Origin of the sequence: Pseudomonas sp. P4795 (assembly GCF_048822895.1) — a bacterium.
In the GTDB taxonomy this organism is placed as follows: domain Bacteria; phylum Pseudomonadota; class Gammaproteobacteria; order Pseudomonadales; family Pseudomonadaceae; genus Aquipseudomonas.
The window spans coordinates 453,696-469,002 of sequence record NZ_JBMFBT010000004.1 but is presented as its reverse complement, the minus strand read 5'-3'; the positions used below and the strand labels follow the sequence as shown (position 1 = coordinate 469,002).

The following is a 15,307-nucleotide window of genomic DNA, read 5'->3' as shown; positions in this document are numbered from 1 at the left end:
CGGAACCGTAACAGGCTTCTCGACCCGCTACAGCGCAGCTTTCAGCCCGCGCGAGCGCTCCAGACGTGCCTTCGGAACCGCAGCTGGACCGGACGGGATTGCGTCCTCTTAAACGCGATTCGCGCCAGGCAAGATTCCCATTGGGCCAAGCCCTAACTAGAACAGGATTACTCATGTCCTTTGCTTCCCTCGGTCTCTCCGAGGCTTTAGTCCGCGCCATCAATGATGCGGGCTATACCGAGCCTACTCCGGTGCAACAGCGGGCCATTCCCGCCGTGTTGCAAGGTCGCGACCTGATGGTTGCGGCACAGACAGGTACTGGTAAAACCGGCGGTTTCGCCCTCCCTATTCTGGAGCGGCTGTTCCCCAATGGTCACCCGGACAAATCCCAGCGTCATGGCCCGCGCCAACCGCGCGTACTGGTCCTGACCCCGACCCGCGAACTCGCGGCCCAGGTGCACGAGAGCTTCAAGATCTACGCCCGTGACCTGAAATTCGTCAGCGCCTGCATCTTCGGCGGCGTCGGCACCAACCCGCAGGTTCAGGCCATGTCCCGTGGCGTTGACGTGCTGGTGGCATGCCCGGGTCGTTTGCTCGATCTGTGCGGCCAGGGCAGCGTCGATCTGTCCCACGTGGAAATCCTCGTGCTTGACGAAGCCGACCGCATGCTCGACATGGGCTTCGTGCACGACGTGAAGAAAGTCCTCGCGCGTCTGCCGTCCAAGCGTCAGAACCTGCTGTTCTCGGCGACGTTCTCCAAGGACATCACCGACCTCGCCGGCAAGCTGCTGCACAACCCGGAACGTATCGAAGTCACTCCACCGAACACCACGGTCGAGCGCATCGAGCAACGCGTATTCCGTCTGCCGGCCAGCCACAAGCGTGCGCTGCTGGCGCACCTGATCACTGCTGGCGCGTGGGAACAGGTGCTGGTGTTCACTCGCACCAAGCACGGCGCCAACCGTCTGGCCGAGTACCTCGACAAGCACGGTCTGCCGGCTGTCGCGATCCACGGCAACAAGAGCCAGAACGCGCGCACCAAAGCTCTAGCCGATTTCAAGGCTGGCGAAGTACGCATTCTGGTCGCCACCGACATCGCCGCACGGGGTCTGGACATCGACCAGTTGCCGCACGTGGTCAACTTCGAACTGCCGAACGTTGATGAAGACTACGTTCACCGCATCGGCCGTACTGGCCGTGCCGGTCGTTCGGGCGAGGCGATTTCGCTGGTCGCACCGGACGAAGAAAAACTGCTGAAAAGCATCGAGCGCATGACCAAGCAGAAAATCGCCGACGGCAACCTGATGGGCTTCGACTCGAGCACCATTGAAGCCGAGAAGCCGGAAGTGCGTGAGCGTCCGGATGTGCGTAACCCGCGCAACCCGCGTGGCCCACGCGGCGACGGTCCGAATGGCGGCGGCGGTGGCGGCGGTCGTAAGGACAAAGGCAAAGAGAAGAGCAAGGAAAAGCCGGCCGGCGAACGCGGCGAGCGTCCAGCTCGTTCGCAGAAGCCACGCGAAGGCACCCCGGCTCGCGAGCAGCGTCAGCCGAGCCAGACTCCGCGCGCCGCTTCCGACCGTGCTCCCGACGTGTTCCTCGATGACGATGTGGATAACTTCGGCAACCGCGTCGACTACGTGCCAAAACCATCCCCTGCCGGCGGTCGCGGTCGTCGTCCCAACGCTCCAGCGCAAGGCGCAGGTACTGGTTCGGGTGCACCACGCAGCGGTCAGCCGCAAGGTGGCCGTCAGAACAACCCGCGTAACAACAACGGGTCGAGCACCGGTACTCCGCCAGCCAAACGCAGCGGCCCACGCAGCGGCGCTCCACGCGACGGTCAAGGCCGTCGCGACGAGTCCTCGCGCAACCGCCGTCCGGCCCGTGACGATCAGCCAAGTGCCGAGCCAGCGGTACAGAACCCGCGCAGCACCGGCCCGAAGATCATGCACAAGGAATCGAAAGCCGACCGCTTCCCGACTCCAGAGCAACTTGATCAACTGCCAAGCCGCCCGCGCGGCGAAAAACCGGCATTGCTGACCCGCAATCGCTGATTTTCCCCGGCAATAAAAAATGCCCCGACTTGCAAGAGCCGGGGCATTTTTCATGCAGCCATGGACACCTCTGAAACACTGCAATCCCCCTGTGGGAGCTGCGGTGATACGAAGGTTTGTGCCGGGCAACAAAAAACGCCCCCGGCCTTTCGACCGGGGGCGTTTTGTGTGGAGGGGGAAAGTTATTTAACTTTCACGCCTTCCAGCGAGATGTCCAGATCCGCAGTTTGCGAGGTAGGACCTGGGCCCTTGATCCCGAAATCGTTTAGGTTCAGGGTAGTCTTGGCGTTGAAGCCAGCACGCTCGCCGCCCCATGGATCCTTGCCTTCGCCGTTGAACGTAGCCTTGAAGGTCACAGGCTTGGTCACGCCGTGCAGAGTCAGGTCGCCGGTCACGTCAGCAGTCTTTTCGCCAGTCGATTTAACGGCGGTGGAAACGAACTTGGCATCAGCAAACTTGCCAACGTCGAGGAAGTCTTTGCTGGCGATGTGCTTGTCACGTTCAGCGTGGTTCGACCACAGGCTGGCGGTTTTCACATCAACAGCGATTTTGCTGGCTTCAGGCTTGGCCGAATCCCACGAGAAAGTACCGTCGAAATCTTTGAAGGTACCGTGGATGAAGCTGTAACCCAGGTGGCTGATTTTCCAGTCAACGAAGGCGTGCTGACCTTCCTTGTCGATTTTGTAGTCCGCTGCCATGGCTTGGGCCGAGAGCAGTGCAGAACCGATTGCCAGAGCGGCCAGAGTCTTTTTCAACATGCTTTGTTTTCCTTTGGAGTCGAGGTTGAATATCAGGCTTTGCGTCCCAGCATTCGTGTCAGGGTCGCATCACGATCGATAAAGTGGTGCTTCATTGCTGCCAACGCATGAAGGCCGGAAAAAATTACCAGCGCCCATGCCAGGTAGAAATGAATCACCCCGGCGGTATCTGCCTGATCCGGTAGGCCGGAAACCAGTGCAGGCACTTCAAACAGGCCAAACACCGGGATCCCGACACCGTCTGCGGTGGAAATCAGGTAACCGGCAAGCATCACAGCAAACAGCGCGACATATAGAAACCCGTGGCCGAACTTCGCGCCAATGCGAGTCATGCGGCTGTAGCTTTGCAGCGTTGGCGGCGGTGGGCTGATAAAACGCCACAACACCCGCAGGACCATCACGCCCAACAACACCAGACCGATGCTTTTGTGCAGATCCGGCGCGTCTTTGCGCCAGGTGCTGTAGTAATCCAGCCCGACCATCCACAGGCCCAGCGCGAACAGTCCGAAGACCACCAGCGCCACACCCCAGTGCATGAAGATGCTGACCCAACCGTAGCGCGAAGAAGTGTTACGTAGCTGCATTGCCCAAATCCTGTGGAGAACTGCGAACCAAGACTAGCGAGTTATCTATCGAATTAAAGCGGAAAATTTCGCTTTGAAATATCGAGAAATACGATCAAGAGTCTTGAACAGGCGAGTTAAGGAAAGATTAAAGGCCAAAGTGTGAGGGGATGTTAGTCGGCAAGATAGGAAATCTGTGCTGACTTTATGGGCCTCATCGTCGGATCGCCGCCCGGACCAAGCCCGCTCCCACAGGTTTTTGCAGTGAGCGCTAAATTTGTGAACACCACCGACCATTGTGGGAGCGGGCTTGCCCGCGATGAGGCCCTTACAGGCAAAAAAAAGCGCGGCATCAGAGCCGCGCTTTTTCGTTCACCGCAAAGCCTTACTGCGTCTTGGTCTCGGTGGTCGCTGCCGGAGCCGGTTTAACCGCTGGCTTCTTGGCCGGTTCAGCCTTTTTCGCCGCAGGCTTGGCCGGCGCTTTTTTCGCTTCGGTTTTGGCTGCCGGTTTCTTCGCTGCCGGTTTGGCCGCAGCCTTCTTCGCGGGCTCGGCTTTCACCGGGGCCGCTGGCTTCGGTGCTTCCACCGGAGCTGGCGCAGGAACAGGAGCAGGCGCTGGAGCAACCGGCGCCGGAACTGGAGTCGGCTCTGGCGCCTTGGCCGGAGCTGCATCGGAACCGCCGCCAAACAGGCGCTTGAAGAAGCCTGGCTTCGCCTCATCGGCTTTCGCGTCAGCCTTGGCCGGTTCAGCTTTGGAAGCAGCCTTGTCGTCCGAGCCACCGAACATATTGCTGAAGAAATTGCCTTTCTTCGCTGCTACTGCACCCGCCGCTGCCGCAGTGGCTGCCGGCACAACTTTGACTGGCTCGAACGATTTGCCTGCTGCCAGATCTTCAACCTGACTGGCCGCACGCTGGCCGGTGCGCAATGCACCTTCCAGAGTGCCCGGGTACAAGGTGTCGGTGTGTTCGCCGGCAAACGCTACGCGTTGCAGCGGACGTTCCCAGATGCGCCAGAATTTGCTGATCTGGCCCGGGCCGAAGGCCAGGTACGAACCGCCAGTCGACGGGTCGGTGCTGTAGCGACGGATTTCATAACCGGTGAACGAGCCGCGCGCCTGTGGATAAAACGCATGCAGACGGATCAGCACCTGATCGACCATTTGCTTGTCGCCGAACGCTTGCATCACCCGCGCGTTGTCGCCGGACAGGTTGATCACCACATTGGCGCCGCCCTTCAGTGCCGGCTCGACCCAAAGCATGCCCAGGCCGGTGTTGCTGTAGATCTCGCCGGACATGCGCGCCTTGCTTTCCCAGACCGGCGTCTTGAACTTCAACATGATCTGGTCACGCCAGCCGTAGTTGGTGCCCTTGATCGCCGCCAGGTGCTGGGCGTCCAGTGCCGGGGTCAGTTGAATCTTGCTCAGGGCGCGCAATGGCACCGCGAGAACGACGTAGTCCGCCTGATAGCCGACTGCGCCGACCTTGACGGTCACACCGTCCTTGTCCTGAACGATCGCCGATACCGGAGCGTTGGTCTTGATGGTTTTCAGCTGTTTGACGAAGGCTTGCGCCAGCACCGGGCTGCCACCGACCAGACGCGAAGCGCGCAGGTCACGGTCGGACACGCCGCGATACACCCGGCCCTGCTGCGCGAAGTACAGCAGCGACAGGCGCGAAGGTTCGTCATAACGGGTGCGGATCTGCTGGTTGATCAGTTGACGCGCCGTAGCAGGCAGCGTCAGGCGATCGAGCCAGTTGGACACATTGATCTGATCCAGCGCATGCAATGTGTTGTTGGCCGCCGGGTTTTGCGGATCGTCGATGGAGCGCGCCAGATCGTCGAGAGTCTTCTCGTAGCGCTTGAGCGCCTCGGCGGTGGCCGGCTCGCGGGTGGCCAGATCAGCGGCGGTGTAATACACGCCATCGATCAGGTAGCTCGGAGTCCGCACGAACTCAGGCGCTGGCGTGGTGCTCAGCTTGAATGTCGAGACGTACTTGTTCAGCACCGGCTGGGTCTTGTCGTTGCCGATCCACTCGCTGGTGGCCATGCCGGAGCGACCGCCCAGGCTTGGTTTGGCTTCGAGCAAGGTGACTTGCCAGCCCTTGTTTTGCAGTTCGTAGGCTGCGGTCAGGCCCGACAGGCCGCCGCCGATCACGATTGCGGTTTTATCCTTGGCCAGCGCAGTCACGCTGAACAGCCCCAACATCACCAGCGCACAGGCGCGCAGCCAACCGACAGACATTCAGCGAACTCCGGAAATCATGTAGGAAAAAGCAGTTGTGCGGGTCAGACGACCCAAAGAACCGCGAAGAATACGTCAGCCATCAAAACGCCGCCAGCGACGTCTATCGCCCCATACAAAGTAGCTCAATCGACACAATGGGTTGTCCCGACGCGATGCATTGCATAGGCTTGCGCGATTGTTTGCCCGCGTCCGACGCGAGCCGCCTCGAGGAGACTGTAAATGGGCCTGAATAATCAGTGGATGCAACGCGATCTCGCGGTGTTGTGGCATCCCTGCACCCAGATGAAAGACCACGAACAGCTGCCGCTGATCCCGATCAAGCGCGGCGAAGGCGTCTGGCTGGAAGACTTCGAAGGCAAACGCTACCTCGATGCGGTCAGTTCGTGGTGGGTCAACGTGTTCGGCCACGCCAATCCGCGCATCAATCAGCGCATCAAGGATCAGGTCGATCAGCTGGAGCACGTGATTCTTGCCGGTTTCAGCCATCAGCCAGTGATCGAACTGTCCGAGCGTCTGGTGAAGATGACGCCGGACGGTCTGAATCGGGTGTTCTACGCCGATAACGGTTCATCGTGCATCGAAGTCGCGCTGAAAATGAGCTTTCACTATTGGCTCAACCGCGAGCAACCGAACAAGAAGCGCTTCGTCACCCTGACCAACAGCTACCACGGCGAAACCATGGCGGCGATGTCGGTCGGCGACGTACCGCTGTTTACCGAAACTTACAAAGCCCTGCTGCTGGACACCATCAAGGTGCCGAGCCCGGATTGCTACATGCGCCCGCAAGGCATGAGCTGGGAAGAACACTCGCGCAACATGTTCGCGGCGATGGAACAGACCCTCGCCGAGAACCATGACAGCGTGGCTGCGGTGATCGTCGAGCCGTTGATCCAGGGCGCCGGCGGCATGCGCATGTATCACCCGGTGTACCTCAAGTTGCTGCGCGAAGCCTGCGATCGTTATGGCGTGCACTTGATCCTCGATGAAATCGCCGTCGGCTTCGGCCGTACCGGCACCATGTTCGCCTGCGAACAGGCCGGCATCCGCCCGGACTTCCTGTGTCTGTCGAAAGCCCTGACCGGCGGCTATCTGCCGCTGGCGGCGTGCCTGACCACCGACGAGGTCTACAGCGCGTTCTACGATGACTACCCGACCCTGCGCGCGTTCCTGCATTCACACAGCTATACCGGCAACCCGCTGGCGTGTGCGGCGGCGTTGGCGACGCTGGATATTTTCGAACAGGACAACGTGATCGAAAACAACAAGGCCCTCGCTCAGCGCATGGCCTCCTCTACCGCGCATCTGGTTGATCATCCGAACGTCAGCGAAGTGCGCCAGACCGGCATGGTGCTGGCGATCGAGATGGTCAAGGACAAGGCCTCGAAGGAAGCCTACCCGTGGCAGGAGCGCCGTGGCCTGAAGGTGTTCCAGCATGCGCTGGAGCGTGGCGCGTTGCTGCGTCCGCTGGGCAGCGTGGTGTACTTCCTGCCGCCGTACGTGATCACCCCGGAGCAGATCGACTTCCTCGCCGAAGTCGCCAGCGAAGGCATCGACATCGCCACGCGTGACAGCGTCAGCGTGGCAGTGCCGAAGGATTTCCATCCCGGCTTCCGCGATCCGGGCTAGACCCTTACACAAATCCTGTGGCGAGGGAGCTTGCTCCCGCTGGAGGCCGAAGGACTCCCAAACCCAGCCGGCGCGATCTATCAGAAACACCGCGTCGGCAGTTTTTGCGGCTGCTGCGCAACCGAGCGGGAGCAAGCTCCCTCGCCACACAAGCACCACAGCTCCTCAGCAATTCCAGCGATTCCGAGCCAATTTTTCAGAGACCCACCATGAGACTGTCCCGCTTCTTCATCGACGCCCCGCTGAGCATCGGCGACCACGAACTGCCGGAAGCCCAGGCGCATTACATCAGCCGCGTGCTGCGCATGGCCGAGGGCGATGCGGTGCAGATGTTCGACGGCTCCGGCCACGAGTTTCACGGTGCATTGCTGGAAGTCGGCAAGAAACGCGTGACGGTGCGCATCGACGAACAACTCGCCGGGCAGATCGAATCGCCACTGCACATCCACCTCGGCCAGGGCCTGTCCCGTGGCGAGCGGATGGACTGGGCGATTCAGAAAGCCACCGAACTGGGCGTGAATGAAATCACCCCGATCTTCAGCGAGCGCTGCGAAGTCCGCCTCAAAGACGAACGCGCCGACAAACGCCTGCTGCACTGGCGCCAAGTGGCGATCAGCGCGTGCGAGCAATGCGGTCGTTCGCGGGTGCCGGTGATTCATCCGCCGGTGTTGTTGGCGGACTGGGTGAAACAGACGGAAGCCGAATTGAAGCTGGTGCTGCACCCGGTGGCGGAGCCGTTGGTGAGCCATGCCAAGCCTTCGACCCTCGCCTTCCTGATCGGGCCGGAGGGGGGCTTGTCGGATGCCGAGGTTGAGCAGGCCAAGGGCAACGGTTTCCACGCTGCACGGCTCGGGCCGCGCGTGTTGCGCACCGAGACTGCGCCGGTGGTTGCATTGGCGGTGGCCCAACAACTCTGGGGTGACTTCTAAGGCCCCAAAAGATCGCAGCCTGCGGCAGCTCCTACAGGGGAAACGCATTTCAACTGTAGGAGCTGCCGCAGGCTGCGATCTTTTGATCTTGCTTCAAAGGACGTAAAACATAATCGCCACAAAGTGCAGCAAACTCCCGGCAATCACGAACAGATGCCAGATCCCATGCGCATGCCTTAACCGGTGATCCAGCGCAAAAAAGATAATCCCCACCGTGTACAGCACGCCGCCCGACGCCAGCCAGGCAAACCCCGTGGTGCCTAGCGCTGCGATCAGCGGCTTGACCGCCACCAACACGATCCAGCCCATCACCGCGTAAATCACGATCGACAGAATCCGTGCCTCGGAGCGCGGTTTGATCTCTTGCAATATGCCGATCAGCGCCAGCCCCCAGACAATCCCGAACAGCGTCCAGCCCCACGGCCCGCGCAACGTCACCAGACAGAACGGCGTGTAACTGCCGGCAATCAGCAGGTAGATCGAAAAGTGATCAACCTTCTTCATGATCGCTTTCCTGCGCCCGCGCACGCTGTGGTAAACCGTTGAAGCGCTATACAGCACCAGCAACGTAAACGCGTAAATCGCCACGCTGACAATCTTCCACGGACTGCCATCGAGACAGGCGATCACCAGCATCCATACCCCGCCGATAAACGCCGCCACCGCCCCGACCAGATGCGTCCAGGCGTTGAGTTTTTCCCCGTGATACATGTATCGCACACCTCGTAATCGTTATTGCAAAGCTTCTTTACGCAACTGACAGCGCGTCGAGCCCGGTATCCACCAATAATTGCTCAAGCGCTAAAAGATCAGGCACCTTCGCCACCTGCTCCCCCACCTGCACCGCCGCCTGCTCCAGCGCACACAGCGGCACATCGACATAACTCAACTGACTGTCGAGCTTGTACGAACGCGGAATCCCCTGCACCAACAGCGCAATGAACTGCAACTGCGGCAACCCGCCCAGTGCATTCAAAATCACAATCCGCGCCCGCTCACCAATCACGACTTTCTGCCCGCAGGCCGACTCGAAACTCAACAATGGAATCTGCCGCTCACGCCAGGTCACGCGCCCCAGATACCAAGGCGGGGTATCCAGATCGAACGCGCTTGGCTGGTAGTCGATCAACTCGGCCACGGCGACATTGGGCAGAATCAGATTGCGATCCGCCAGCGGCAGCAGCAGCCCGGTGAGTTGGCTTGTGCGTTGGTTATGCCGGCGTTCATGCATGTTTTTTGCTCCACAGGGCGATGCTTTCCAGCAGCAGCGCTTCCTGATACGGCTTGCCGAGATAGTCGTTAACGCCGATGGCCATCGCGCGGTCGCGGTGTTTCTGCCCGGTGCGCGAGGTAATCATGATGATCGGCAGGTGTTGCAGGCGTTCGTCGTTACGCACCTGAGTGGCGACTTCGAAACCGTCCATGCGCGGCATCTCGATATCGAGCAGCATCACGTCGGGCATGTGTTCTTCGAGCAGCAGCATCGCATCGACTCCATCCTTGGCGGTCAGCACTTGCATGCCGTGGCGTTCAAGCAAACGGCTGGTGACCTTGCGCACCGTCACCGAGTCGTCGACCACCAGCACCAGCAGCGGTTTCTGCGGCTCGTTGTCGATGTCGGGATTGGCCGGGCGTTGCGGCAAACGCGCCTGCATCGCACGGATCGGCGCGAGCAAATCGAGAATCAGCACCACCCGGCCATCGCCGAGAATCGTCGCGCCGGACACGCCTTGCACCGCCGCGAATTGCGCGCCGAGGCTTTTGACCACGATCTCGCGAGTGCCGGCCATCGCATCGACCTGCACCGCAATGTGCCGCTCGTTGCACTGCACCAGCAACACCGGCAACGGCAAGCTCTGCCCCAGGAGTTTCGGGCGCGGCGCGGTTTTCAGCAGTTCGCCGAGATAGCACAGTTCATAGCGCTGGCCGCCATATTCATAGTGCGGCGGATCGTGGCGGAAATGTCCTTCCAGCTCCGTCGGCATCACGCGGACGATGCCGTCGATGGTGTTCAGCGGAATCGCGTACTGATCATCAAAGCACTGCACCATCAACGCGCGGTTCACCGACACCGTAAATGGCAGACGAATACGGAAATGCACGCCCTGCCCCGGCACCGAATCGATCACCATGCTGCCACCGAGCTGACGCACTTCTTCGTGCACCACGTCCATGCCCACGCCGCGTCCGGAAATCTGGGTAATTTTTTCGGCAGTGGAAAACCCCGGCTGAAGGATGAACTGCAACACTTCGCGGTCACTGATTTCCGCGTCCGGCGCGAGCAAACCACGCTTGATTGCCTTGCGCCGCACGGCTTCCAGCGGCACGCCGGCGCCGTCGTCGCGGATATCGAAAACGATGTCGCCGCCCTCGCGCGACAGATCCAGAGTGATCTGGCCCTGCGCCGGTTTGCCTGCGGCCAGCCGCACTTCGGCGGATTCCAGACCATGATCGACGGCGTTGCGCAGCATGTGTTCCAGCGGCGCGGCCATGCGTTCGAGGACGTTGCGATCCATCTCGCCTTCGGCGTTGCCGACGCTGAATTCCACGTCCTTGTGCAGCTCTTCGGCAACTTGCCGCACGATGCGTTTGAGCCGCGGCAACATGCGTTCGAACGGCACCATGCGCGTACGCATCAGGCCTTCCTGCAATTCGGTGTTGATGCGGCCTTGCTGTTGCAGCAGGTTTTCCGCGTCGTGATTGCGCCGGTCGAGGGTTTCTTTCAGATCGAGCAAGTCGGAGGCCGATTCGAACAGCGCGCGTGACAGTTGCTGCAACTGCGAGTGACGGTCCATTTCCAGCGGATCGAATTCTTCATAGCCGAGGCGCTCGGCGTCGACTTGTTGGCGGCTGAGAATTCGCCCTTGGGTTTCGGTATCCAGTCGGCGCAGCTGATCGCGCATACGCTCGATGGTGGTTTCCATCTCGTTGAGGGCAATTTGCGCGTCGCTGACCTGTTGCTCAATACGCCCACGGAAGATCGAGGTTTCGCCGGCCAGATTCACCAGCTCATCCAGCAGTTCGGCGGAGACCTTGACCATGTCCGCGCCGGCCTCGGCAACCGGTGCGGCCGGCTCGGTTTTGACCACAACCGACGCCGGCGCCTTGGGTGCTTCAACGGCTATCGGGTGACTGAAATTCTGGATCGCATTGATCAGGCGATCGGCTGGCGGGCACGGCTGGCCGGCGCGCACCGCGTCGAGCATTTGCGCCAATCGGTCATGGCTGCGCTGCACCAGCGCAAACATCTCAGGCCCCGGTTGTTGCGCGCCGGTGGCGAGGCTTTCGTAAAGATATTCCAGCTCGTGGGCGAGATCGCCAATCGGGCCGATCTCGACCATGCGCGCGCCGCCCTTCAGGGTGTGCAGATCGCGCAGCAGGGTTTCCATTTCCTGGCGGTTGCCCGGCTCGGCTTGCCAGCGCTGTAGCGCGGCGCCGGAATTTTCGATGATGTCGAAACCTTCTTCGAGGAAGATTTCCAGCAGCTCCGGATCGTGCCCGGCGCCGGTCTGGCTTGGAGCAGTTAGGGCGGCTTGCGCAGCACCAGACTGGGCCTGACGGAACTGGCGGATAGTCTCGATCAGATCCTCGGCGGGACTCAGCGGCTGATGGTTGTGCAACTGGTCGAGGAACAGCGCCAGACGTTCGTGGCAGCGCAGCAGCAAAAGTCCCAGCGCATCGCTGTGGCTGTAACGCCGATCCACCAGACCTTCGTAAAGGCTTTCCAACTCCTGCGCCAAATCTGCGACTGCTTCGACTTCGGCCATGTGCGCACCGCCCTTGAGCGTGTGCAGATCGCGTTGCAACGACGACAGCGGCGCACTGTTGTCGGTATCGCCGAGCCAGCGCTGCAAGGCCTGGCCGGCGCTGTCGAGAATATCCACTGCTTCTTCGAGAAAGATGTCGACGATTTCGTCGCTTGGCTCGGGTTCGGCAGCAGTCTTCTGCAGTTCGGCGGTGGCGCTGCCGAGTTCGCGGATGCTCAGAGTGCGGCTGCCGTCGCTGCGGATCAGACCCATCGACGACGGGTCGAGGCTTTCATCAAGCAACTCGTGCAGCGCGTGAATGCGTTGCGGCTGCGGCGTGACTTCCTGGCCTGCCGCCAGTTCGTCGAGCATGTTGATCAATGCTTCGTGCGCCAGTTGCGCCTCGCTGAAAAACCGTTCGCTGACCGCCAGACTGCTTTCCTCGACCGCGCCGTACAGATCGAGCAAGGCTTCGCAGAGCACATCCACCGGCAGCAGATCAGCCAGATGCGCGCCTTCGCCGAGGGTAGTCAATTCATCCAGCAACGCGCTGAGTTCCTGGCGTTCGCCGGGATGCTGCTGCCAACGCTGCAAGAGGTTTTCGGCGTCGAGCAGGATGTCCATGCCCTGCGCCAGAAAGCTGTTGATCAATTGCGGATCGCGCTTGACCCGCAGGCCGCTGCTCGGCGCATTGAGGATCGATTCGAGTCGCTCGTTCAGCAGTGTCTGGGTGCGCTTGATCAGCGACTGCGCGCCGACAATCGGCGCCAGCGGATCGTGACGCAGTTGCCGCAGACCGACGCGCAACAGCCCCTCGGCTTCGAGCAGCAATTCCACTTCATCGAGATCCAGCGCCAGTTGATGCGCTTTGAATTCGCGGGCCAGATGATCGAGCGGCGCTGCCAGTTCGGCAATCGGCAGCACACCGGCCATCGACGCGCTGCCCTTGAGCGTGTGCAGGGCGCGCAGCAACTCGTCGCTGGCCTGCAACGGCACGTGTTCGGCGGCTTGATCGAGGAAGCGGTTGAGGCTGGCGAGGTGGGTTTCGGCTTCGTTGCGGAAGATCTCCAGCAACAGCGGATCGAGCGCGGCGACGTCTTCCACGTCTTCGGCGGACGGTGGTTTGTCACCCTTGGCCAACGCATGGGCGCGCGCGGCCAGTTGATCGACATCCTGGCGCTGACGCTGGCGATTGACGGCAAATTCAGCGATCAGATCCGGCAGCAACAGCAGGCTGTCAGTGAGCAATTGCTGCACCGCAGGGCCGGGTTCGACGCTGTCTTCCAACACGCGATTGAGCAGGTTTTCCACAGCCCACGCCAACTCGCCGAGGATCAACGCGCGCACCATGCGTCCGCTGCCCTTCAAGGTGTGAAAGGCCCGACGCAGTTCGCTCAGGGCCGCGCGGTCGCGGGAATCGGCGAACCAGCGCGGCAGGTATTCACGCAGCACTTCGAGGACTTCGTCAGTCTCTTCGAGGAACACTTCGCGCAGTTCATCATCCACCGGCTCTTCATCGGCCGGCGGCGGCATCAGGCTGCCCGGAGTGATCAGCGCAGGCGGGTTGACCGCCGACACCGGGCTGGCCAACACGTCGGCCAACGACTGCACGATTTGCGGATCGTCGAGTTCCTGCAGATCCTGCATCACCTGTGCTTCGTTGGGGCTGAGTACGTCTTCCAACACTGGCACATGTTGTTCGCTGGGAAAGTAACCGAGACTGGCCAGACTCTTTTGCGCACCGTCGAGCAGCTGTTCGCTCGGCGCTATCGGGTCATCCGTCAGGCGCTCGAGGTAATACTCAAGGCTGGTGATAACGTCGGCGAGGTTGTCCAGTTGCTGCCAGCCCGGCTCTTGCGGGTCGAGCAGAAGATGCTCGCGGATAAAACCGTTGCAAGCCTCGACCAGATTCGCCGCGCGACTCAGGCCGATCACCGCCAGCGCGCCACGCACCTGGGTCAGCAGCGGGGGTAACGGTTGCAGATGCTGGCGATCCCAGTCGGCGTCGATGTAGTCGACGATCATATCCTTGGCCTGTTGCAGGCAGATGCGCGCTTCCTTGATCACGATCTGATGAATCTGCGTCAGATCGGTAGTCGGCAGACGATTGTCCTCCTGGCTCTCCGGTTCAACCGTGCCGACCATTCCGGCCAACGTGGCTTCGACGTAGAGCAAGGCGCCGGCGACGTCCATCAGGATCGCGTCGTTCGGTTCGCGCTGGCCCTGGACGAGACTCAGCACCACCGCCAGTTGATCGATAATGACCTTGCGCGGCTGGCCGAAACCGAGCACCGCCAAGGTATCGGCGATCTGCCGCAGCGGCGCCAGCAAACTGTCCAGATCCGAGGTGTGCTGACGGTCGCTGCGCACGAACAGGTCGAGGCGCTCTTTGACCCGCACCAGCTCTTCACATAACGCCGTGAGCACCGAGCGCATCGCATCGCGGTCCGGGCCGGCGAGGCGTGCGCGTTCTTCGTCGACCATCACGCTGTCGGGCAACGCGTCATCCAGCGAGTAACGATCTTTCATGGTCAGCATCTGCCCGGTGGGATGTTCGGCTTTGGCAATATAGAACAGCAGGCTCTTGAGCAGCTCCGGCGGAGGCGGCTGATTGAGGCCCGACATGCCCTGTTCGAGCAGGTGTTTGAGTTGCTGGTCGGCGTCCTTGAACAAACTGCGCAGCGCCGGGCTGTTGGCGATCCGCCCGGCGAGCATGCCTTCGACCAGCGCCGAGGCAACCTGCCACAACGGACTCAGCGGCGCGTTGCCGCTCAACGCTTCGAGGCGAGTGAAAACTTTGGCGAGGTAGCCGATGTGCGTCTGATCATCCTGTTCGCGCAGCAAACCGACCAAGGCCATTTGCAGCATCTGCCGCAGCTTGCGCAGCACATTGGGCAAGTCTGCCGGTTCGAGCAGCGCCAGCGCTTCGTCACTGAGCGGCGGCAGTTCGGGCAATTGCGGACTGAACAGACTGGTTTCCGACAACAGGCTTTCGCCACGCGCGCTGCGCAGATCGTTGATCAATGGCAACACCACCAGCGGCAGATCGCGGCGCGCGCTTTGTACGCGATCCAGATAAACCGGCAACTGGCCGAGCGCTTGCAGCAGCAAGTGCAATGCCTCGTCGCGATGGTTGACCCGCTCGTGTTGCAGCGCGGCGCAGAGTTTTTCCATTTCTTCAGCGAGCAGCGCCGCGCCGTAGAACTCGACCATCTGCAGACTGCCGTGCACCTGATGGATGCACGCCAGGCATTGGTCCAGACCGGGGAACGCCTGCGGATCATCAAGCACCGACTCAATCGCCTGATGCGCCTGCTTCAGCGTTTCGGCAATTTCGCCCTTGATCCACTCGAGGGCCACGTAATCGTGCCGATCAACCATAACCG

At 61.1% G+C, this 15,307-nt stretch carries 9 protein-coding genes; 3 read left to right on the top strand and 6 right to left on the bottom strand.

All coding sequences use genetic code 11. The features are described from left to right. Positions 1-173: 173 nt before the first annotated feature. Positions 174-2,051 carry a DEAD/DEAH box helicase gene (locus ACOI8A_RS14270; RefSeq protein WP_420647334.1) on the top strand — a complete coding sequence of 626 codons (1,878 nt, stop codon included), beginning with the start codon at positions 174-176 and terminating at the stop codon, positions 2,049-2,051. 182 nt (positions 2,052-2,233) lie between these two features. Here the strand turns inward: ACOI8A_RS14270 and ACOI8A_RS14265 are convergent, their stop codons facing one another. The 3 genes from ACOI8A_RS14265 to ACOI8A_RS14255 all read right to left on the bottom strand — a co-directional run bounded on the left by ACOI8A_RS14265 (position 2,234) and on the right by ACOI8A_RS14255 (position 5,617). Next, positions 2,234-2,809, bottom strand: coding sequence for a YceI family protein (locus tag ACOI8A_RS14265; protein ID WP_008083105.1), 576 nt, complete (start codon positions 2,807-2,809; stop codon positions 2,234-2,236). Between the two features lie 32 nt (positions 2,810-2,841). After that, the gene (locus tag ACOI8A_RS14260; protein ID WP_420647335.1) at positions 2,842-3,393 is read right to left on the bottom strand and encodes a cytochrome b; all 552 of its coding nucleotides are present in this window, start codon (positions 3,391-3,393) and stop codon (positions 2,842-2,844) included. A gap of 364 nt (positions 3,394-3,757) precedes the next feature. Beyond that, positions 3,758-5,617: a flavin monoamine oxidase family protein gene (locus ACOI8A_RS14255; RefSeq protein WP_420647336.1), complete on the bottom strand. Its 1,860-nt coding sequence runs from the start codon at positions 5,615-5,617 to the stop codon at positions 3,758-3,760. 222 nt (positions 5,618-5,839) lie between these two features. On the opposite strand from ACOI8A_RS14255, the gene ACOI8A_RS14250 reads away from it, so the two are divergent. Further along, positions 5,840-7,246, top strand: a complete 1,407-nt coding sequence (locus ACOI8A_RS14250; protein WP_420647337.1) for an adenosylmethionine--8-amino-7-oxononanoate transaminase — start codon at positions 5,840-5,842, stop codon at positions 7,244-7,246. A gap of 209 nt (positions 7,247-7,455) precedes the next feature. Further along, the gene (locus tag ACOI8A_RS14245) at positions 7,456-8,175 is read left to right on the top strand and encodes a 16S rRNA (uracil(1498)-N(3))-methyltransferase (RefSeq protein WP_420647338.1); all 720 of its coding nucleotides are present in this window, start codon (positions 7,456-7,458) and stop codon (positions 8,173-8,175) included. Positions 8,176-8,268: 93 nt separating this feature from the next. On the opposite strand, the gene trhA is transcribed toward ACOI8A_RS14245, so the two are convergent. The 3 genes from trhA to ACOI8A_RS14230 are packed head-to-tail and all read right to left on the bottom strand — an operon-like array spanning position 8,269 to position 15,302. After that, a complete protein-coding gene (gene trhA / locus ACOI8A_RS14240; protein WP_420647339.1) occupies positions 8,269-8,886 on the bottom strand; it encodes a PAQR family membrane homeostasis protein TrhA in 618 nt (205 codons plus the stop codon). A gap of 37 nt (positions 8,887-8,923) precedes the next feature. Next, a complete protein-coding gene (locus ACOI8A_RS14235; protein ID WP_420647340.1) occupies positions 8,924-9,406 on the bottom strand; it encodes a chemotaxis protein CheW in 483 nt (160 codons plus the stop codon). Further along, entirely contained in the window at positions 9,399-15,302 is a 5,904-nt protein-coding gene (locus tag ACOI8A_RS14230; protein WP_420647341.1) for an Hpt domain-containing protein, read from the bottom strand. Before ACOI8A_RS14230 ends, ACOI8A_RS14235 begins: the two co-directional genes overlap by 8 nt. Positions 15,303-15,307 lie beyond the last annotated feature (5 nt).